Origin of the sequence: Candidatus Competibacter phosphatis, assembly GCF_012939995.1 — a bacterium.
GTDB lineage: Bacteria > Pseudomonadota > Gammaproteobacteria > Competibacterales > Competibacteraceae > Competibacter > Competibacter phosphatis.
On the sequence record NZ_SPMZ01000019.1, the window covers coordinates 72,038 to 91,034 of the forward strand.

20 protein-coding genes and 2 pseudogenes are annotated in these 18,997 nt (G+C 58.4%); 14 read left to right on the forward strand and 8 right to left on the reverse strand.

Annotation, left to right across the window (positions count from 1 at the left end; all coding sequences use genetic code 11):
* Positions 1-118: 118 nt before the first annotated feature.
* The 8 genes from mltB (at position 119) to E4P82_RS22785 (ending at position 6,910) form a co-directional block, all read left to right on the forward strand.
* Complete coding sequence (gene mltB / locus E4P82_RS07445; RefSeq protein ID WP_246327426.1) at positions 119-1,075, forward strand: lytic murein transglycosylase B; 957 nt, start codon at positions 119-121, stop codon at positions 1,073-1,075.
* A gap of 77 nt (positions 1,076-1,152) precedes the next feature.
* Positions 1,153-2,109, forward strand: coding sequence for a septal ring lytic transglycosylase RlpA family protein (locus E4P82_RS22780; RefSeq protein WP_169248301.1), 957 nt, complete (start codon positions 1,153-1,155; stop codon positions 2,107-2,109).
* 266 nt (positions 2,110-2,375) lie between these two features.
* Positions 2,376-3,410 (forward strand): D-alanyl-D-alanine carboxypeptidase family protein, encoded by a 1,035-nt coding sequence (locus tag E4P82_RS07455; RefSeq protein WP_246327427.1) that lies wholly within the window; start codon positions 2,376-2,378, stop codon positions 3,408-3,410.
* 24 nt (positions 3,411-3,434) lie between these two features.
* Positions 3,435-3,698, forward strand: a complete 264-nt coding sequence (locus E4P82_RS07460; RefSeq protein ID WP_169248302.1) for a YbeD family protein — start codon at positions 3,435-3,437, stop codon at positions 3,696-3,698.
* Positions 3,699-3,706: 8 nt separating this feature from the next.
* Complete coding sequence (gene lipB / locus E4P82_RS07465; RefSeq protein WP_169248303.1) at positions 3,707-4,369, forward strand: lipoyl(octanoyl) transferase LipB; 663 nt, start codon at positions 3,707-3,709, stop codon at positions 4,367-4,369.
* Positions 4,370-4,469: 100 nt separating this feature from the next.
* A complete protein-coding gene (gene lipA / locus E4P82_RS07470; RefSeq protein ID WP_169248304.1) occupies positions 4,470-5,492 on the forward strand; it encodes a lipoyl synthase in 1,023 nt (340 codons plus the stop codon).
* 69 nt (positions 5,493-5,561) lie between these two features.
* On the forward strand, positions 5,562-6,770 hold the full coding sequence (locus E4P82_RS07475) for an MFS transporter (RefSeq protein ID WP_169248354.1): 1,209 nt from the start codon (positions 5,562-5,564) through the stop codon (positions 6,768-6,770).
* A gap of 5 nt (positions 6,771-6,775) precedes the next feature.
* Positions 6,776-6,910: a hypothetical protein gene (locus E4P82_RS22785; protein WP_281383662.1), complete on the forward strand. Its 135-nt coding sequence runs from the start codon at positions 6,776-6,778 to the stop codon at positions 6,908-6,910.
* A gap of 44 nt (positions 6,911-6,954) precedes the next feature.
* On the opposite strand, the gene trpC is transcribed toward E4P82_RS22785, so the two are convergent.
* The 3 genes from trpC to E4P82_RS07490 are packed head-to-tail and all read right to left on the reverse strand — an operon-like array spanning position 6,955 to position 9,399.
* Positions 6,955-7,755 carry an indole-3-glycerol phosphate synthase TrpC gene (gene trpC, locus E4P82_RS07480; protein ID WP_169248355.1) on the reverse strand — a complete coding sequence of 267 codons (801 nt, stop codon included), beginning with the start codon at positions 7,753-7,755 and terminating at the stop codon, positions 6,955-6,957.
* Positions 7,756-7,760: 5 nt separating this feature from the next.
* Positions 7,761-8,795 carry an anthranilate phosphoribosyltransferase gene (gene trpD / locus E4P82_RS07485; protein WP_169248305.1) on the reverse strand — a complete coding sequence of 345 codons (1,035 nt, stop codon included), beginning with the start codon at positions 8,793-8,795 and terminating at the stop codon, positions 7,761-7,763.
* Between the two features lie 22 nt (positions 8,796-8,817).
* A complete protein-coding gene (locus E4P82_RS07490) occupies positions 8,818-9,399 on the reverse strand; it encodes an anthranilate synthase component II (RefSeq protein ID WP_169248306.1) in 582 nt (193 codons plus the stop codon).
* Between the two features lie 546 nt (positions 9,400-9,945).
* Here E4P82_RS07490 and E4P82_RS07495 point away from each other — a divergent pair.
* The 6 genes from E4P82_RS07495 (at position 9,946) to E4P82_RS23565 (ending at position 13,618) form a co-directional block, all read left to right on the forward strand.
* Entirely contained in the window at positions 9,946-10,572 is a 627-nt protein-coding gene (locus tag E4P82_RS07495; protein ID WP_169248307.1) for a hypothetical protein, read from the forward strand.
* Between the two features lie 275 nt (positions 10,573-10,847).
* Positions 10,848-11,306 carry a hypothetical protein gene (locus E4P82_RS07500; RefSeq protein ID WP_169248308.1) on the forward strand — a complete coding sequence of 153 codons (459 nt, stop codon included), beginning with the start codon at positions 10,848-10,850 and terminating at the stop codon, positions 11,304-11,306.
* 88 nt (positions 11,307-11,394) lie between these two features.
* Entirely contained in the window at positions 11,395-11,835 is a 441-nt protein-coding gene (locus E4P82_RS07505; protein WP_420887074.1) for a hypothetical protein, read from the forward strand.
* The gene (locus E4P82_RS07510; protein WP_169248309.1) at positions 11,811-12,512 is read left to right on the forward strand and encodes a hypothetical protein; all 702 of its coding nucleotides are present in this window, start codon (positions 11,811-11,813) and stop codon (positions 12,510-12,512) included. Before E4P82_RS07505 ends, E4P82_RS07510 begins: the two co-directional genes overlap by 25 nt.
* Before the next feature lie 215 nt (positions 12,513-12,727).
* Positions 12,728-13,108 (forward strand): hypothetical protein, encoded by a 381-nt coding sequence (locus E4P82_RS07515; protein WP_169248310.1) that lies wholly within the window; start codon positions 12,728-12,730, stop codon positions 13,106-13,108.
* Positions 13,109-13,432: 324 nt separating this feature from the next.
* Entirely contained in the window at positions 13,433-13,618 is a 186-nt protein-coding gene (locus E4P82_RS23565; protein ID WP_169248311.1) for a lysozyme inhibitor LprI family protein, read from the forward strand.
* A 403-nt stretch (positions 13,619-14,021) separates the two neighbouring features.
* On the opposite strand, the gene E4P82_RS07525 is transcribed toward E4P82_RS23565, so the two are convergent.
* The 5 genes and pseudogenes from E4P82_RS07525 to E4P82_RS07545 form a co-directional block, all read right to left on the reverse strand.
* A complete protein-coding gene (locus E4P82_RS07525) occupies positions 14,022-14,444 on the reverse strand; it encodes a hypothetical protein (protein ID WP_169248312.1) in 423 nt (140 codons plus the stop codon).
* Between the two features lie 208 nt (positions 14,445-14,652).
* Positions 14,653-16,159, reverse strand: a pseudogene (gene trpE / locus E4P82_RS07530) (anthranilate synthase component I).
* A 127-nt stretch (positions 16,160-16,286) separates the two neighbouring features.
* Positions 16,287-16,967: a phosphoglycolate phosphatase gene (locus tag E4P82_RS07535; protein WP_169248313.1), complete on the reverse strand. Its 681-nt coding sequence runs from the start codon at positions 16,965-16,967 to the stop codon at positions 16,287-16,289.
* 2 nt (positions 16,968-16,969) lie between these two features.
* Positions 16,970-17,644 (reverse strand): annotated as a pseudogene (gene rpe, locus E4P82_RS07540) (ribulose-phosphate 3-epimerase).
* A gap of 140 nt (positions 17,645-17,784) precedes the next feature.
* Entirely contained in the window at positions 17,785-18,969 is a 1,185-nt protein-coding gene (locus tag E4P82_RS07545; RefSeq protein WP_169248314.1) for a pyridoxal phosphate-dependent aminotransferase, read from the reverse strand.
* Between the last annotated feature and the right edge of the window lie 28 nt (positions 18,970-18,997).

An 18,997-nucleotide genomic window follows, 5' to 3' on the forward strand; every position in this document is an offset into this window, starting at 1 on the left:
AGCGGCGGTGATTCCCCGATCACCGGAGGTTTCGAGGGGTACGATGCCAGGCGCCTCCAGGCCCGTGCCCCCGCCAATGAGGGTGGCTCGCTCAAGCGTCCAGATCCCTGCGGATTCCTTGGCCAATCGGGCCGATGTACAAGTGTTCATCCAGGAGATGGCTAACCGGCATCGTTTCGATGTCGATTATCTTCTGACGGTTTTCAGCCAAGCCAAAGACAAACCCAGCATCATTTCCGCCATGTCCAAGCCGGGCGAGACCAAACCCTGGTATGCGTACCGGGACATTTTCGTCAATTCCAACCGTATCCAGGGCGGCGTGCGGTTCTGGCGGGCCAATGCGGCGGCGTTGACTCAGGCCGAACGGGTTTACGGCGTGCCACCGGAAATCGTGGTGGCCATCATCGGCGTGGAAACCCAGTACGGCGGCAACATGGGTAGTTTCCGAGTCCTGGAAGCACTGTCCACCCTGGCGTTCGACTATCCCCGGCGTGCCGCTTACTTCCGTAAGGAACTGGAAAATTATCTGTTGCTGACCCGGCAAGAAGGCATCGATCCCTTGACTCCTCGCGGGTCCTACGCCGGGGCCATGGGCTTGGGACAATTCATGCCCAGCAGTTTTTTGTCCTATGCGGTGGACTTCGACGGCGACGGTCATCGCAATCTCTGGAGCGATTCCGACGACGCAATTGGCAGCGTCGCTCATTATTTCCAAGGCCATGGTTGGCGACCCGGCGAGCCGGTTGCCGTGCCGGCACAGGTGAGTGGTACCCGCTACCCCACGTTGGTCAGCCAGCAATTGAACCCGCCAAGGGACAGTGTCGCCCATCTGCAAGCTCAAGGCATTGCGCCCGAGGTCCCGGTCAGCGGAGCGCAGGCCGCGATGCTGCTGGAGTATCAAGGGCGCGATGGCCTGGAGTACTGGTTGGGTTTCGATAATTTTTACGTGATCACCCGCTACAACCACAGCCGCTTGTATGCCATGGCGGTATACCAGCTCAGTCAGGAAATCCGCGAGCAACACGCATTTTACCCCGGTGCCGTTCGACCGGAACGCGTGGCCCGCGCTGACTGAATTTTCCGACAATAATCTGAAAGTCACTGCATCGGCTGCGGCGCGGACTGGCTGTTGCCCGGTGCGAGGGAGGATTGATGGCGAAATCCTGGAGCCAGACTTTGCTGTTGGCATCGTTGGCGGGGGCGCTGGCCGGTTGCGGCACCATCCCCGACCGACCGGTAAGCATCCGGCCCGCCGGAACCGATCTCAAAGCCGCTTCGAGCGGGGATGAGCCGATCCCGCGGGTCGAACCCCCCAGCCGTAGTGGTAACGCCGATACCTATGTGGTCTTCGGCCGGCGTTATCGGGTCAGGGAAACCAGCGAGGGTTATCGGGAGCAGGGCACCGCGTCCTGGTACGGAGCGGATTTTCATGGCCGCAAAACTTCCAGTGGCCCGTTGTACGATATGTATGAGCTAACCGCCGCGCACAAGAGCCTGCCGCTACCGGCCTACGTGCGGGTGACTAATCTGGAGAACGGCCGCAGCACCGTGGTCAAGGTCACCGACCGCGGCCCGTTCGTCTCCGGGCGGATTATCGATCTATCCTACGCCGCCGCCCTGCGGCTCGATATGCTGGAGCGAGGGACCGCCCTGGTGGAAGTGGCCGCGCTGGAGCCTTACCAGTACCTACCGGAATTGGTGGCCCGGCGCGCGGCGGAGCGAGAGCGGCTGGCGGCGGTGGCGGACCGGAAAGCGCAGCGGTTGGTCTCCGTCGTGCCGGTTCAAGATAAACCCGACGCCACCGAGCGACTAGCCTCCGCCGCGCCGGTGGCGAAGGGCAAGAATAAGCCGGTGGAACGTCGCGCCGCGCCGGCCGGAAAGAATGGTACCTTGTATCTGGTGGGCACGGTCAGCGGCGAGCGTGGCAATCCTCCCCGGCAGTTGCAAAACCGACTGGCCAGCCAGTTGCAACGTAACGTGCGGGTGGAATCCACCACCGGTAGCCACTACCAGGTGCGGGTACCACTGCGTGATTCGAGCGAGGCCCGGCAGATGGCGGTTCGCTTGGCCGGTTTGGGCGTCAGCCATTCGCGCGTCATCGTCGATTGAGCGGCGTCGAGCTGACGTTGGCGCCGTCTTGCGGGGTCACCCCATGGGTGTGGCGGTTTGCTTCGTGACTGTGTCTGGCTAGAATCGCCGGGCGATGATTTTCAACCACGGGAGTCCTACACGATTCATGTTGTACTCGACTGTGCTTCGTTCTTTGTCGTTACCACTGGTGCTGGCGGTTGCTTTCTTGTGTTCCAGTTGGACCGCCGTCCGCGCCGAAACCATACCGCCCCCGCCGCAAGTCCCGGTACGGGGGTTATTTGCTGATGGACTACCAGAGCGGCAATGTGCTGGCGGACTTGAAAGGCGAGGAACGGATGGAGCCGGCCAGCATCACCAAACTGATGACCGGCTACGTCGTCTACAAGGCGCTGAAATCCGGCAAGATTCACCACGACGATCAGGTGACCATCAGCGAAAAAGCTTGGCGGACCGGGGGCTCCAAGATGTTCGTCAAGGTGGGTAGCCAGGTATCGGTGGAAGATCTGCTGATGGGCATGGATGTACAGTCCGGCAACGACGCCACGGTGGCGCTGGCCGAGCATGTGGCCGGTTCCGAGGAGACGTTCGTCCAATTGATGAACGAGCAGGCGGCGCAATTGGGGATGACCAGCAGTCATTTCACCAATGCGCCGGGCCTGCCCGATCCCAATCATTACATGTCGGCCCTCGACATTGCCGTTTTGACCCGGGCGCTGATTCGGGATTTTCCAGAACAGTACGCTCGCTATTCGGTGCGCAGCTTCAAGTACAACAACATCGAACAGCAAAACCGCAACCGCCTGCTAGCAACCGATTCCTCGGTGGACGGCGTCAAGACCGGCCATACCGATTCGGCGGGCTATTGCTTGGTTTCGTCGGCCAAGCGCAACGATACCCGTCTGATCGGCGTAGTGTTGGGGGCTACCAAGGAGCGGGATCGGTTCGTGGCCAGCCAGGCGTTGCTCAACTACGGCTTCAGTTTTTTCGAAAGCCGCAAGCTGTACGATGCCAATACGCCCATCGTGACCGCCCGGATTTGGAAAGGTCAGGAAAACGAATTGCCGCTGGGCGTGACCCAGCCCTTGTACGTGACCGTGCCCAAGGGGCAAGCGCCGCAGGTCAGCACCACCACCACCGTGCAACCGACCATTATCGCGCCAGCTCAGAAGGATCAGGCGTTCGGCGACATCGTGGTCAAACTGGGCGAGCAGGAAGTCAGCAAGACGCCGCTGGTCGCGTTGCAAGAGGTGCCGGAGAGTGGCTGGTTCGGGCGGATGATCGATTCGATCCTGCTGTTTTTCTATTCGCTGTTCAACTGAACCCGGTTTAAGGCGCAGTCTGGCATGAGCGACGAATCGCCGCTGCAATTTCCCTGTGAGTTCCCCATCAAGGTCATGGGTGCCGGCACACCCGATTTTCGGGGGCTGATGGTGGAACTGGTGCGTCGCCACGCCGCCGATCTGGACGAGACGCGGATTCAGGTGCGGGACAGCCGCACCGGTCGCTATCAGTCGGTGACGGTGGTGATAAACGCCCAAAGCCGCGCGCAACTGGATGCCCTCTATCGGGAACTCAGCAGCCATCCGGGTGTTGCGATGGTGCTGTGACCACGGGCATGGCGACGCCCGATTCCCGTTGTGAATCCTTGTGCCTGCGGGGTCTCGGCCGCCGCGAGTACCAACCGGTGTTCGCCGCCATGCAAGCCTTCACCGCGGCCCGCGACGCAGCCACGCCGGACGAACTGTGGTGGGTCGAACATCCGCCCGTCTTCACCCAGGGATTGGCCGGCAAGGCCGAACACCTGCTGGCGCCGGGGGACATCCCGGTCGTGCAAGTGGATCGCGGCGGTCAGGTGACTTACCACGGCCCCGGTCAGGTAGTGGTGTATTGTCTGCTGGACGTGCGGCGACTGGGCTTGAGCGTGCGCGGCTTGGTGACGGTGTTGGAGCGCTCGGTGATCGACCTGCTCGCCGCTCACGGCATCGCCGGTCGCGCCCGGCCCGACGCACCGGGCGTCTATGTCGGCGATGCCAAGGTAGCCTCGCTGGGGCTGCGCCTGCGCCAGGGCCGCTCCTACCACGGCCTGAGTCTCAACGTGGCCATGGACTTGGAACCCTTCACCCGGATCAATCCCTGCGGTTATCCCGGCCTGCGCGTGACCCAGTTGCGCGATCTGGGCCTCGAACTGATCCCAGAGGCCGCCGCCGCCGAATTGCTAGCGAACTTGAGCCGCAATCTGGGTTACACCGCCTTCGCGCGTGCCGATGGCTTGCCCTGAGCGCCGGGCATCGTCCGAATCGGGATTTGCCGGGCAACCTGCGGCATAATGTTGAGTCAAAGCCTCAACAATTCGCCCTCCATTCTTCCAGGAACAGGCCATGTCCGAACGCACCGCCCCCGACGAAACTGCTCTTGCCCCGGTCGCTTCCGCCCAGTCCACCACGGTCAGAACCGCGCCGCGACAGGGTGAGAAACTGCGTGGCGAGGACAAGGTTGCCCGCATCCCGGTCAAGATCGCGCCCAGCGATCCCAGCCAGCGTTTGCGCAAGCCGGCTTGGATTCGCGCCCCGTTCCCCGGCACGCCGGAAGTGCAGCGGCTGAAACGCATCTTGCGGGAGAACCGCTTGCACACGGTCTGCGAGGAGGCCAGTTGCCCCAATCTGGGCGAATGCTTCGGCCACGGCACCGCCACTTTCATGATCATGGGCGACATCTGCACCCGCCGCTGCCCGTTCTGCGACGTGGGCCACGGCCGGCCCAATCCGCTCGATCCCCAGGAACCGGAGAACTTGGCGCGCACCGTCGCGGCGATGGCGCTGAAGTACGTGGTCGTCACCTCGGTGGACCGTGACGATCTGCGCGACGGCGGCGCGGCGCACTTCGTCGAGTGCATCCGAGCGATGCGCGCCGCCTGGCCGGGCATCGTCATCGAAATTCTGACGCCCGATTTTCGCGGCCGGATGGACGTGGCCTTGGAGATTCTGGGGCGGGAGCCGCCGGACGTGTTCAACCACAATCTGGAAACCGTGCCCCGTTTGTACCGGCAGGCTCGGCCCGGCGCCGACTATCAGTATTCGCTGACCTTGCTCCAGCGTTTCAAGGAAAGGCATCCGCATATCCCGACCAAATCGGGGCTGATGTTGGGTTTGGGCGAGACGACGGATGAAATCGAGGTGGTCATGCGCGATCTGCGCACCCATCGCGTGGAGATGCTGACCCTCGGCCAATATCTCCAGCCCAGCGCCCATCATCTGCCGGTGGAGCGCTACGCGCCGCCGGAGGAATTCGAGCACCTGCGCGCGTTGGGCGAGGCCATGGGATTCACCCATGTCGCTTCCGCGCCGCTGGTGCGCTCGTCCTATCACGCCGATGCGCAGGCCAAGGGTGCCGGGGTGGGTTGAGTCCGAGCATTCCCATTGCGGTCGTCGATACACGTCCGGCGGTCACGGTTTCAGGAGGCGTAGCGAATGATGAAGATCGAGAACTGGCGAACCCCGGCGGTCATCTTGTGGTGCGGGGCGTTGATCCTGGCGGTTTCGCTGGGCATCCGCCATACCTTCGGCTTGTTCCTGCAACCGATGAGTCTGGACAACGGTTGGGGTCGAGAAGCCTTCGCCTTCGCCATCGCCCTGCAGAATCTGGTCTGGGGGCTGGCGCAACCGTTTGCCGGGCGGCTGGCCGACCGTTTCGGCGCCGGTTGGGCGATTCTGGTCGGCACCCTGCTGTACGTGGCCGGTTTGTTGTTGATGGCGCAGTCCGCTTCGACCTTCGGCTTGGCGCTGAGCGCGGGCGTGCTGATCGGGCTCGGTTTGAGCGGCACCACCTTTCCGGTGGTGTTCGGCGCGGTCAGCCGGGCGGTGCCGCCGGAACAGCGCAGCATGGCCATGGGTATCGCGATGGCGGTCGGTTCGCTCGGGCAGTTCGTGCTGCTGCCGGGTAGTCAGTGGCTGATCGGGGCGTTCGGCTGGGCGGCGGCGTTGGTCGTGTTGGGCTTGCTGGGGGTCGGCATGGGGCCGCTGTCGGCCGCGCTGTTCGAGCGCCCGTCGGCGAATCCCGCCGCGGGGGAGGCGCGGCCATTGCGGGCGATTCTGGCGGAGGCGTTCACCCACCGAGGGTTCTGGCTGTTGTCGCTGGGCTTTTTCGTGTGCGGTTTCCAGGTGGTGTTCATCGCCGTCCACATTCCGGCCTTTTTGATGGATCGGGGCCTGTCCCCGCTGGTGGGCACCACCGTGCTCGCCCTGATCGGGCTGTTCAATATTTTCGGGTCTTACCTGGCCGGACTGGGCGGCGGCAAATTCCGCAAGCCGATGCTGCTGACCGGGATCTATCTGACGCGGGCGGTGGTGATCACCGTATTTATCCTGCTGCCGGTCACGGCCTGGAGCGCCTATGCCTTCGGTATGGTGATGGGTCTGCTGTGGTTGAGCACGGTGCCGCTGACCAACGGCACGGTGGCGACGGTGTTCGGCGTCGGGAATATGTCGATGCTTGGCGGCATCGTGTTCCTGTTCCATCAGATCGGCGCGTTTCTCGGCGGCTGGCTGGGGGGCTACTTGTACGATGCGACCGGCTCCTACCGCGCGGTTTGGATCATCGCCATCGGCCTGAGCCTCGCCGCCGCCCTGCTCAACTGGCCGATTCGCGAACAGGCGGTGCGTCCGGCCACCGCGACGGCCTGACGGCGATGCGCAGACCGCTGTCCTTTTCCGGCGCGCTCGCTATCGGCCTGATGGCGCTGGCCGCGCTGCTGGCGTTCGTCGCCTATCGCGGCCCCGACATGATGGTGGTGTTCTTTGCCGGCTGGAAGCTCTGCATGTAGGCGGCGGGCAACCAGGCCAACTAGGTCGCCCAAGCAAGGGGGCATCACGCCCCGAACAGTTCCGCCAATTTCGCGCCGGGGTCGGGGGCGCGCATGAAGGCTTCACCCACCAGAAAGGCATGTACCCCATGCTCGTGCATGAGCGCCACGTCCGCCGGGGTGTGAATGCCGCTCTCGGTGACCACGGTGCGGTCCTTGGGTATTTGGGACAGCAGATCGAGCGTGGTGTCCAGCCGGGTTTCGAAAGTGCGCAGGTTGCGGTTGTTAATGCCGATCAGGGTCGCGCCGGTGGCCAGCGCCCGTTCCAGTTCCTCCGCGTCGTGGACTTCCAGCAGCACGTCCAGGCCGAGTTCCGCCGCCAGTCGCGCCAGTTCGCCCAAGGTGGCATCGTCCAGCGCGGCCACGATCAGCAGGATGCAATCGGCGCCGATCAGCCGCGCTTCGTGGACCTGATAGGGGTCGACGATGAAATCCTTGCGCAGCGTCGGCAGGTCGCAGGCGGCCCGCGCCGCCCTTAGATAGTCCTCGTGGCCCTGGAAGAAATCGCGGTCGGTCAGCACCGACAGGCAGGCTGCCCCGGCGGCGGCATAGCTTTGCGCGATGGCGGCCGGTTCGAACGGATCGCGTAGCAGGCCCTTGCTGGGCGAGGCGCGCTTGATCTCGGCGATGACGGCGGCACGACCGGCCGCGATGGTCCGCGTCAACTGATCCTGGAACGGGCGGGGAGCAGGGAGATTCGCCGTCTGCTGGCGCAGTTCGCGCAGACTCAGCCGCTGCTGGCGCTCGGCGATTTCCTCGGCCTTGCGGGCCAGGATTTTTTGCAGAATGTCGGGCGGGTTGCTCATGACGCTCATGACGCCAAGGTCTGCGTGTAGCTTACGAATTCGTCCAGCTTGACCCGCGCCGCGCCGCTGGCCAGGGCCTCGCGGGCCAGTTCGATGCCGGTGGCGATGGAGGGCGCCACGTTAGCCGCGTACAGCGCCGCGCCGGCGTTGAAGGCGACGATGTCGCGCGGGGTGCCCGGCTCGTTGTCCAGCGCGTTCAGCAGCATGGCCTTGGACTGTTCGGCGTTTTCGACCTTGAGCCCCCGGTTGGAGACCATGGCCAGCCCGAAATCCTCGGGGTGAATCTCGTATTCCACGATTTCGCCGTTCCTGAGTTCGCCGACTTGGGTGGGTGCGCCCAGCGAAATTTCGTCCATGCCGTCCTTGCCCCAGACCACGAGGACGTGTTGCGCGCCGAGCCGCTGCATGACCCGCACCTGAATGCCGACCAGATCGGGATGGAAGACGCCCATCAACTGGTTGGGGGCGCTGGCGGGGTTGGTCAGCGGGCCGAGAATGTTGAAGATGGTGCGCACGCCCATTTCGCGACGGACTGGCGCGACGTTTTTCATGGCCGAATGGTGGTTGGGGGCGAACATGAAGCCGATGCCGGTGGTGGCGATGCAGTCGGCCACCTGTTCGGCCTGCAGGTCGATGCGCACGCCCAGCGCTTCCAGCACGTCGGCGCTGCCGGATTTGGACGAGACACCGCGATTGCCGTGCTTGGCGACCCGCGCGCCGGCGGCGGCGACGACGAACATGGAGGCGGTGGAGATGTTGAAGGTGTGCGAGCCGTCGCCGCCGGTGCCGACGATATCGACGAAATGTTCATGCGGCGGCGGAACGTGGACCTTGGTGGAGAGATCGCGCATCACCGTGGCGGCGGCGGTGATCTCGCCGATGGTTTCCTTCTTGATCCGCAGGCCGGTCAGGACGGCGGCGGTCATGACCGGGGAAATCTCGCCGGCCATGATCTGACGCATCAGCGAGAGCATCTCGTCGTAGAAGATTTCGCGGTGTTCGATGGTGCGTTGCAGGGCTTCCTGGGGGGTGATGGACATGTCGGGCGTTCTCCGGGGCGGTTCAGTGCTGGGTCAGAAAATTGCGCAGCAGGGTGTGGCCGTGTTCGGTCAGGATCGATTCGGGATGGAACTGCACGCCCTCGACCGGCAGGGTTTTGTGGCGCACGCCCATGATTTCGTCGATGTCGCCGTCCGGGGTCTGGGTCCAGGCGGTGATGTCCAGGCAATCCGGGGCGGTGGCTTTGTCGATGACCAGGGAATGATAGCGCACCACGGTGAAGGGGCTGGGCAGGCCGGCGAATACGCCTTGCCCCCGGTGGTGGACCTCGGAGGTCTTACCGTGCATGACGTGCCCGGCGCGGACGATGTGTCCGCCGAAGGCTTGGCCGATGCTCTGGTGGCCCAGGCAGACGCCCAGGATCGGGATCTGGCTGGCGAAACGTTCGATGGCGGCCAGCGAGACGCCCGCTTCATTGGGGGTGCAGGGACCAGGTGAGAGCACGATGCGCGCCGGGGCATATTCGGCGATCTGGTCGGGGTCGATCTGATCGTTGCGGTAAACCCACACCTCTTCGCCCAGCTCGCCGAAGTATTGCACCAGGTTGTAGGTGAAGGAGTCGTAGTTGTCGATCATGAGCAGCATGACGGGCTGAACCTCTTGGCGCGGCTAGGGAGTGCGTCCAACGAACATCCTGGATACCCGCATGGGAACCCGTTTGGTTCGTTGGTGTGCTGGTTGAATTGTACTGGTTCGGCGGGGTTCGTTGGAATGTGGATGGGGCAGGGGAGGGCGGGAAGCGGAACTACCCAAGTTGACTGGGGATTACATCCGGTGGGTTTGCCTTCTGTTCGGACTGGTAATTTTTTCCAAATCGAGTGATAATTATGTAACTATTATTGGCGGCTTGTACAGGAGACGTCTCTTAATCGAGTCATGAATCGCCTGCGTCGGCATGAAGCTGCAATGAATGTTATGCGGCTATTAAATACAAGTTGAATCAACTGGTTATTTTCAATAATGGCGGATTCTAGTAGGTAAGCGGAAACCGTATAATCACTTGTTAGCACAATAATTCAGGACGTTAATTAGGTTCCGAAAAAATGTCAACAACCAAGAATGACCTATTCCTTCTGGCCCACCACAATGCAGCTCGTTTAGAGCAGCTATTAAAAAGAAATTTGCGACAATATGGAGGCGGATGCGATACAACAATTGGCTGACTTTAAAATTTGGTTTGGTATTAACTCAAGGATATCTTTAAACCTTCCTCCATCTGTCCTCGCATCCTTTTCAAGAACAGGGCGATACATAAACATACATGGTTGGGCGCGTGAACAAGAGGAGCTAAGTGGTCGTTCATCTGATTTATGTTTACAAGAAAAACTTGGAGTATTTTATAAACGCCGAATAATATTTGACAACTTTTTCATCAATGGAGACAAATTCGTATATGCTGCTGTCAACGCTGGCGGAACTGGGTTCAGCTCCAAGTTTGGCACTTTCTGTTCCGTTTTCCAAGCTGGTTTTCCATCTGAAACTGATGATGTTGCATATATTGCGGACGACAGTCTTTCCTGTTGTTTCGACGCAACAAATAATTTCCTATTCAACCGCCTATCGGAATTGATTGCGCCTCATAGTCACCGGGATTCTTTGGCTGCACTAAAACTTCACCAACAAGTAGTGTCATCTTCACCAGCTTTATGGAGTTACTTAGTTCTCTCTGATGATAGTTACATCGAGGCTATACTTAGCGAATCCCCCGCATTTTTCCTTGGTATCAGAGGTTCGCATCAAACGCAAACATTACGATGAACTATGGGATCTTGCATTTGCCAATTTTTGGACGCAAGTTGTCTAATGCGGAGAAAGCACTAGTGTTAGATTTTACTTACCTTGTCACGGAATCGAGGCGAGGGAGTTTTCGATTGGAGATTTTTCATGATAATTAAAGTAATGGCTATGCTAGACTTAGATGGTAGCGCCTTCGTGGAAGTTGATGGCAGTAAATTTTTTTATTCGCCCCCCCTACAAGTCTCAGCACCGAGTTAAGATCGATCAATCAGACGTCGAAAAAGCCATTCTAAATTTTGGCTTTTCTGCCGCAGATTTTCAGTTTTTTTTCTTGGTCAGCGTTAATCAATCATCTCAACGAACTCGTAAAAGTAGCTAGGGAAAAACTTGGTGAGGATATTCAGAACGTAGATATAGGATTGCAGGTGATCGATGCTGCCCCACCGCAGGTTGTTTCACGATATTTAGATAAGATAGAAGCGGAATTGCTGCCAGCGCAGCAATTAGACCAAGCCCAGTCGACCCTATTTATGATGCTTAAATCTGACAACGTAATGAAACATAAAGAATTAAGAAATCGAGTGGGAAGCCTAATAGAAACAGTAACTGCCAGAATGAAGACTAGTAAATCCTGGCGATCGCAACTTGAGGATTCCTGTTTTGATAGCCTTCAAAGGAGTGGGCAAATGGAAAAGGCAAGATCTATTACGAAAAAGATATATTTTGAACGCTCAATTTGGTCTTTTGCCAGATAGGACGTAGTAAAAATGCGCACAATGACCTTTTTTCTCATATAAGGGAGGCACAGGCCGCTCCCTAGCCGTTGCGAACGCTGCGTGTTATCTGGCCCAGTTGGGATTCAAGTCTGTAGTACTAGACTTTGATTTAGAAGCCCCTGGACTTTGCTATAAATTTACCGTTTCTAAAGATGGTGCACCGGTTGATGTTAAGCGGGGATTGGTAGATTACCTTTTTGATGTCGTGATTGAAGGAAAGAAGCCTGGTTCTATATTGGAGTATACAAAAGAGATACCTATCCCTAGTACAGATAACCCACTCGTAACATTATTCCCTGCTGGAAGGGCTCCAACAGCAGACTATTGGGAGAAACTTTGTCGCATTAATTGGCATGACCTGTTTTACTCTCCAGATCCAAAAGGTGTAAAGCTGTTTCTCGACCTGAAAAGCAGAATTGAAGAGTCTCTTGCCCCAGATTTTCTTCTCATAGACTCCAGGACGGGCGTCACTGAAATGGGGGGGTGTTGCGACAACAATTTTACCTGATGCAATTGTGTGCATATTTTTTAAACAATCGAGAGAATTTAGATGGAATACGAGAGGTTTTGCGATCTTTGAATCGTTGGCAAGCCCAGCGTGAGGAAAAGCCAATCCCTGTTTTGGCAACCTTGAGCCGCGTACCAGAACAGGATAAACAAGATGATGAAGAAACCGTCATCAAAGAGATAAAAGAGTTTCTTTCATCTGAGGCTAACGATTTAAATGATACATTAAGTATTGAAAATGTCTTCGTATTGCATTCTGAACCGGCGTTGCAACTTAGAGAATCTCTTAGAGTTGGGAGAGGTGTAACCATTGATGAGTCAATTCTTTTACGTGATTATCTAAGATTATTTTCCTATTTTGTACCTGCTGAAATGATTCGCCCAAAGATCGCCGGACTTTTTCAGGCTGCAAGAGATAAAATTTGGACAGATCCAGAAACTGCAACTAAAGAGGTTGAGCAACTTGCAGAGTTTTATGGAAGACCGGAGGGCTTTCGTGAACTTCTCCAATTTTACATTATTCGAAATATGTTGGATGAAAATGCTCTGAAAGTTGCGCAACGTTATTGGGAATTAACAAATGATGCAAAAGAGCCTTCGCTAAAGCCAATTGTGCGAAAAGTATTTTTTAGCGCAATATTCTTGGAGATATGGGAGAAAATGGAGGCCAAATCTTGAGTTTATTGAAAGCGTTTGGCGGGCAACCAGTGAAGAAGGTGACCTAGAATTCGGACGAAAAATTGGAGATACTTATAGTGAAATAGATGAGGCACGAAAAGCTGTCAAAATTTATCTTGAATTGATTAATCTGCAGGGCGCTGACGACGACAAAACCGTTTCTAGAACCATTCAACTCCTACTAAAATCCGGTGATAAGTCGCAAGCAAAAAATATTGATTGAGCAATTCAAAGAATCTCTAGAAAAGGAGAGTGGATTTCTTTCGTCATGGGCAGAGTTTGCGCTAGATGCTGACGATACTGATTACCTTGCTTTATTGGCAAAAGAGTCTGTTCTTTCTCGATTGATCATTGCCAATTCCAGTGCAGCTATTAGGATAGCAAAATCCCAAGACAAGACTGAGATCATTCAAAAAAACATTGGAGAATTATTTAACCACGCCATCCGGAAAGGGCCGTCTTCAGATTTGTTCGAGGTTGGGAAGATTTATGAAATACTTGGTAAATATGATGAGTTTGAAGAAGGAGTAAAGAGAAACTTTCCAGAGCATGAAGCCGATCGGTTTCTTCATGAAATTAGGATGAGGTTCCGTTGAATTAATTTAAAAATCCTTTCTTGTTTGAAGCAAGTGTGCTAACAAACAAATTCACCCGACCTCCTTCATCGGTGGGTGATTTGTGACGTTGTCGCGGACGCTACGCGCTGGCCTTTACCCATAAGTCGAAAAAACTCTTGCAAAATCAGCTATATGAAATATTTATCATGTAATTGATTTTGTTGAGATTATCTGATTTGTGGGTAACAACCAGCGCTACGCGCCCGCGACAACGGGGCGGCGGATCAAGCCGACATCGCCCGTTAAAGACTGCGGCTTTTCCGTCCTCGCGGCTTATCCGCTGCCTCGTTAGAGTGAAACGCTATGCCACAGCAAATTCTGATAATTCTTATTGCACTCGCAGTAACCGCGGCGTCGGCCAGTGATGAAATCAAATGCGATCCTGGTGGAAACCAACTAGAGATTAATGCTTGTGCTCGCGATGATTTTGCCAAGGCCGATAGCGAGCTAAACAAGACATACCAAGCTCTGATCAAAAAAAGAAGCTGATGACAAGTTATTTATCAGTAAGCTCCGACTAGCTCAAAAAGCATGGCTAGCGTTCCGCGATGCTGAACTTGATGCACGGTTTGCTTGTGCGGAAAGCGATGTAAGAATTTGTTGGGGGGAGCATGTACCCGATGTTGTTTCTCTCTCGCAAAGCAGAACTCACGCGAGAAAGAAACAAACAACTCCTACAGATGCTAAAAGATGGACCTGGCGAATAATCAACACCCTAACACCATGGTCAACTGGGATGCCCAATTGGTTTATTAGAAAGGATATGTGGGCCAACCCATCAAGCATCAAGAGCAATGCGGCAAGTCTAGATAATCCATCAATTGAAGAAATTTGGTGAAGTAGAACCAGCATCAGACTGAGAACCCGTGAGGTCCTGGAAATCCCATTCACTTCATCCGAGGATCTGCTCGTAGGCTCGGCGCAAGATCTGAAGCTCCACGGTGGGTAGGCCGCGTGCCTGGGTGATATCGATGAATTTGGCGCCGTGTTCAGCCGCCCACTCGAACGGGGGATCGATACTGTTGAAACGGGCCAGGAAGACCTCGATCAGTCCGTCGGGGGTATTCACCTTGGCACGAAAGTCTCTCTCGTTTACAAGACTACCCGCTACCAGGCCGAGCTCGCGCTCGGCGCGGCCGATCACCGATGCGGGATGATGAGCGACGGTCTCGTGGGTCTTCTCGCTCACTTCGACCAATTTGGAGAGACTGGGTAGGCCGCCAAAGGCGCAGATACTGCCGTGGTTCAGCATCAGGAACCGAGTGCGGGCGCTGGTGGATTGAATGTGGAACATGACGAGGCGTGGTACCTGCATCGGGGCGGTTCCTCGCAGGAAATTTTTATGTTGCTTTTCCAAAGACTTGCGCAAGACGCAGGCCAAAAATCAGTATACGATCAGGTTTGCGGTCAGTATTTTATCATGCCGAAACGGAAATCCCGATGGGTACCAGCGGGTTCGTTTGGTCCCGCTGCTACAAGGAAGGCGACCAGGATGGAAGGCGGGTATCCTTTCCCGCTGGGCGTCAGATTTTTGCTCCAACCGCCCTCGGTTCGTCCAGCCCCCGTTCCGCCAACGCCGCCGCCCGGAACAGGGCGCGGCCCTTGTTCATGGTTTCTTCCCACTCATTTTCCGGCACGGAATCGGCGACGATGCCAGCGCCGGCCTGAACGTGCAAAAACCCATCCTTGATCACGGCGGTGCGAATGGCGATGGCGGTATCCATATTGCCGGACCAGGACAGATAGCCGACCGCGCCGGCATAGACCCCACGCTTGACCGGCTCCAGCTCGTCGATGATCTCCATCGCCCGGATCTTGGGCGCACCGCTGACCGTACCGGCCGGAAAAGTGGCGCGCAACGCGTCGATGGTGCTCAGTTCGGGACGCAGCCGCCCGGTCACGTTGGAGACGATGTGCATGACGTGCGAGTAGCGCTCGACCACCATCTTCTCGGTCAAGCATACGCTGCCGATCTCGCTGACCCGGCCGACATCGTTGCGGCCCAGATCGATCAACATCAGATGTTCCGCCAGCTCCTTGGGATCGGCCAGCATCTCGGCTTCCAGCGCCCGATCCTGTTCCTCGGTGGCGCCTCGGCGGCGGGTGCCGGCGATCGGCCGCACCGTCACCAGCCCGTCTTCCAATCGGGTCAGGATTTCCGGCGAGGAGCCGACGATATGCAGCTCGCCCAGGTTGAGGAAATACATATACGGCGAGGGATTCAGCCCGCGCAGTGCCCGGTACAGATCCAGCGGCGCGGCCCGGAACGGCGCCGACAGGCGCTGCGACGGCACCACCTGCATGCAGTCGCCGGCCAGGATGTATTTTTTTGATCCGCTCGACCGCGTTTTCATAACCCTGCTGGGTGAAGCCGGAGACGAATTCGATCTCGTCCATCTCGGGACCAGTACGGCGCGGGGCGTAGAGCGAGCGGGGCGCGCGCAGCTTTTCCACCCACTCGTCCAAGCGCTGCTGGGCACGGACCAAGGCACGTTCCACCGCCGGATCCACCAGGGTGATCAGATACAGCCGCCCGGCCAGGTTGTCGAACACCACCAAATCCTCGGATACCAGCAGCAGAATATCCGGGTTATCTAGCGGATCGGGATTCGGGCAGGTGGCCAGCCGGGGTTCGATGTAGCGGACGGTGTCGTAGCCGAAATAGCCGACCAATCCGCCGATGAAGCGCGGCAGACCCTCGCCGGTGGCCGGTACCCGGTAGCGGCTCTGGAAATCCTGAATCCAGTCCAGCGGGTCGGGACACTCCAGCGCTTCGACGATTTCGCCGGCGTGTTCGACAGTGATCCGCTGACCGCGCACCCGGATGATCTTGCGGCAGGGTAGGCCGATGATCGAATAGCGGCCCCATTTTTCGCCGCCCTGCACCGATTCCAGCAGATAGCTGTACGGCGCATCGGCCAGTTTGAGATAAGTGCTGAGCGGCGTATCGAAGTCGGCCAGCACTTCGCGGGCGACCGGAATGCGGTTGAAACCTTCGCCAACCAGGCGTTGAAATTCGTTCGGGGTCATGGGTGAAACAGCCTCGGGCAACGGAAACGGGAAACGGTATCGATTCGCGGGCGTCAGTCCGGGCGACGCCATCGAAAATCCGGAGCTGGTTTCGAGCGCGGGAGGTAGGGGAGGGGATGAGGGTGCATCAGGCCGCCTTTCGCAGCAGGGGGGGCAATTCGGCAATGGAGTCGATCACGGCGTCCGGCGCGGCGTCGCGGATATCGCGGCCGTGGTTGTAGCCGTAGGGCACGCACACGATGGGACAACCGGCGTTGCGGGCGGCGCCCACGTCGTTGATCGAGTCGCCGACCATGAGCCCTTGCGCGACCGGTATGCCCAGGCGTTCCGCGCACAGCAGCAGCGCGTCCGGGGCCGGTTTGGGCTGGGGGATGCATTCGCCGCCGACCACAGTGGCAAAGAACTCGCCGATGCCGAGCCGTTCCAGCAGCGGTCGCGCGAACTCGGCGGGCTTGTTGGTGACACAGGCCATCGGAAAACTCACGGCATGCAGGTCCGCCAGCCCTTTGCGAACACCGGGATAGAGCGCGCTGTAGACGCTGATATGATCGGCGTAGGCGGCCCGGTACAGTGGTTTGGCGCGGGCGAACAGCTTGGGATCGGCCCGGCTGCCGTCCATCTCGCCGACCAAGGCGCGGCGGATCAGGTTGTCCATGCCGTTGCCGACCCAGGCGCGCACCTGTACTTCCTCGCGCGCCGGCAGCTCCAGTTGCCGCAGCATGACGTTGATCGCTGCGGTCAGGTCGGGGACGCTGTCCACCAGGGTGCCGTCGAGATCGAAGAAAAGGGCCGAGATATTCTCAAACATGATTAGGGGTCCGCCTGAGCCAGTTCGGCGCGCAGGGCGGCGATGGTGGCCCGATAGTCGGGAGTGTTGAAGATGGCCGAACCGGCGACGAAGGTGTCGGCGCCCGCTTCGGCGATGAGCCGGATGTTGTCGATCTTGACGCCGCCGTCCACTTCCAGCCGGATCGGATAGCCGCTGTCGTCGATCAGCCGCCGGGCCTCGCGCAATTTTTTTCAGGGTGCCGTTGATGAAACTTTGGCCGCCGAAGCCGGGGTTGACCGACATCAGCAGCACCATGTCCACCTTATCCATCACGTATTTCAGATATTCCAGCGGGGTGGCGGGATTGAACACCAGCCGGAGCGGCAGCCGCAGTCGCGGATCAATTGCAGGCTGCGGTCGACGTGGTCGCTGGTTTCCGGGTGAAAGGTGATGTAGGAGGCGCCAGCTTGAGCGAAATCTGGGATGATGCGGTCCACCGGCCGGATCATCAGGTGGGCGTCGATGGGCGCGGTGACTCCGTGCTTGCGCAACGCCTCGCAAACCAGAGGGCCGACGGTCAGGTTGGGGACGTAGTGATTGTCCATGACGTCGAAGTGCACCCAGTCCGCGCCCGCCGCCAGCACGGCGTCCACTTCCGCGCCGAGTCGGGCGAAATCGGCGGACAGAATCGAGGGTGCGATCAGGTAGTCGCGCATGATGGGCAAGACGTCTCGGGCGAAATCCCCGGCCAGCGCCGGAGGCAGTCCATCGGGAATGATCACTTTAGCCGAATCGCGCCAGGTTTGGCGACCGCCGGTCCCCGAAAATCCGGGCGACCGACGGTATGGCGCGGTTTTCAGCGCGCGATGACGCGCTGGATGCGTTCCAGCGCCTTGACCAGATTGTCCATGCTGGTCGCGAACGAGATGCGGGCGCAACCTTCGGCGCCGAAGGCCGAGCCCGGCACCAGCGCCACGCCGCCTTCGTTCAGCAATAGTTCCGCAAAGGCGATGTCGTTGGCCAGTCCCAGCCGCTCGATGACCTTCTGGAAGCTGGGGAAGATATAGAAGGTGCCGTCGGCCGGCGCGACCTCGACGCCGTCCATTGCCTTCAACGTCTTATAGACGTAGTCATGACGCTCCTTGAACGCCTGGGTCATCATTGCGACGCAGGATTGATCGCCGTTCAGTCCCGCTTCCGCCGCCACTTGGGAAATTGAGGTCGGGTTGGAGGTGCTCTGCGACTGGATGTTGGTCATGGCGTTGATCAAATCCTTGGGACCGCCACAATAACCAATTCGCCAGCCGGTCATCGAATACACTTTGGAGACGCCATTCAGGACGATGGTGCGGTCGTACAGGTCCGGGCAGACATTGAGGACGTTGCAGAACTTCTCCCCCGTCCACTGGATATGCTCGTACATATCGTCGGTGGCAATGTAAATCTGCGGATGGCGGCGCAGCACTTCGCCCAGCGCACTCAACTCGGCGGCGTTGTAGGCGACGCCGGTCGGATTGGAGGGGCTGTTGATCACCAGCAGCTTGGTGCGCGGGGTGATGGCGGCTTCCAGTTGCGCGGCGGTGATCTTGAAATGCTGATCGATGCCGGCTTCGACAATCACCGGCACGCCGTCGGCCAGCAGCACCATGTCGGGGTAGGACACCCAATACGGCGCGGGGATGATCACTTCGTCGCCGCTGTTCAGCAGCGCTTGGGCCAGATTGTAAAAGCTCTGTTTGCCGCCGCAGGACACCAGAATCTGCTTGGGCTCGTAGCTCAGGCCGTTGTCGCGCTGAAACTTGGCAATGATGGCTTTCTTTAGGCTGGCCGTGCCGTCCACCGGCGTGTATTTGGTGAAGCCGGCGTTGATGGCCTTGATGGCGGCGTCCTTGATGAACGCGGGCGTATCGAAATCCGGCTCGCCGGCGCCCAGACCGACGACATCCTTGCCGGCGGCCTTGAGTTCGTTGGCCTTGGCGGTCACCGCCAGAGTAGGAGAAGGCTTGATGCGCTGCACACGTTCGGAAAGAGGGGTACTCACGAGGACTCCTGGATACGGACGGAAAAGT

What these genes read in the sequence shown, in the direction of transcription:
- E4P82_RS22780 (WP_169248301.1), top strand. Translation starts at nt 1,153, where the DNA reads ATGGCGAAATCCTGGAGCCAGACTTTGCTGTTGGCATCGTTGGCGGGG.
- E4P82_RS07455 (WP_246327427.1), top strand. Translation starts at nt 2,376, where the DNA reads ATGGACTACCAGAGCGGCAATGTGCTGGCGGACTTGAAAGGCGAGGAA.
- E4P82_RS07460 (WP_169248302.1), top strand. Translation starts at nt 3,435, where the DNA reads ATGAGCGACGAATCGCCGCTGCAATTTCCCTGTGAGTTCCCCATCAAG.
- lipB (WP_169248303.1), top strand. Translation starts at nt 3,707, where the DNA reads ATGGCGACGCCCGATTCCCGTTGTGAATCCTTGTGCCTGCGGGGTCTC.
- lipA (WP_169248304.1), top strand. Translation starts at nt 4,470, where the DNA reads ATGTCCGAACGCACCGCCCCCGACGAAACTGCTCTTGCCCCGGTCGCT.
- E4P82_RS07475 (WP_169248354.1), top strand. Translation starts at nt 5,562, where the DNA reads ATGAAGATCGAGAACTGGCGAACCCCGGCGGTCATCTTGTGGTGCGGG.
- E4P82_RS22785 (WP_281383662.1), top strand. Translation starts at nt 6,776, where the DNA reads ATGCGCAGACCGCTGTCCTTTTCCGGCGCGCTCGCTATCGGCCTGATG.
- trpC (WP_169248355.1), bottom strand. Translation starts at nt 7,755, where the DNA reads ATGAGCAACCCGCCCGACATTCTGCAAAAAATCCTGGCCCGCAAGGCC.
- trpD (WP_169248305.1), bottom strand. Translation starts at nt 8,795, where the DNA reads ATGTCCATCACCCCCCAGGAAGCCCTGCAACGCACCATCGAACACCGC.
- E4P82_RS07490 (WP_169248306.1), bottom strand. Translation starts at nt 9,399, where the DNA reads ATGCTGCTCATGATCGACAACTACGACTCCTTCACCTACAACCTGGTG.
- E4P82_RS07495 (WP_169248307.1), top strand. Translation starts at nt 9,946, where the DNA reads ATGGAGGCGGATGCGATACAACAATTGGCTGACTTTAAAATTTGGTTT.
- E4P82_RS23565 (WP_169248311.1), top strand. Translation starts at nt 13,433, where the DNA reads ATGCCACAGCAAATTCTGATAATTCTTATTGCACTCGCAGTAACCGCG.
- E4P82_RS07525 (WP_169248312.1), bottom strand. Translation starts at nt 14,444, where the DNA reads ATGCAGGTACCACGCCTCGTCATGTTCCACATTCAATCCACCAGCGCC.
- E4P82_RS07535 (WP_169248313.1), bottom strand. Translation starts at nt 16,967, where the DNA reads ATGTTTGAGAATATCTCGGCCCTTTTCTTCGATCTCGACGGCACCCTG.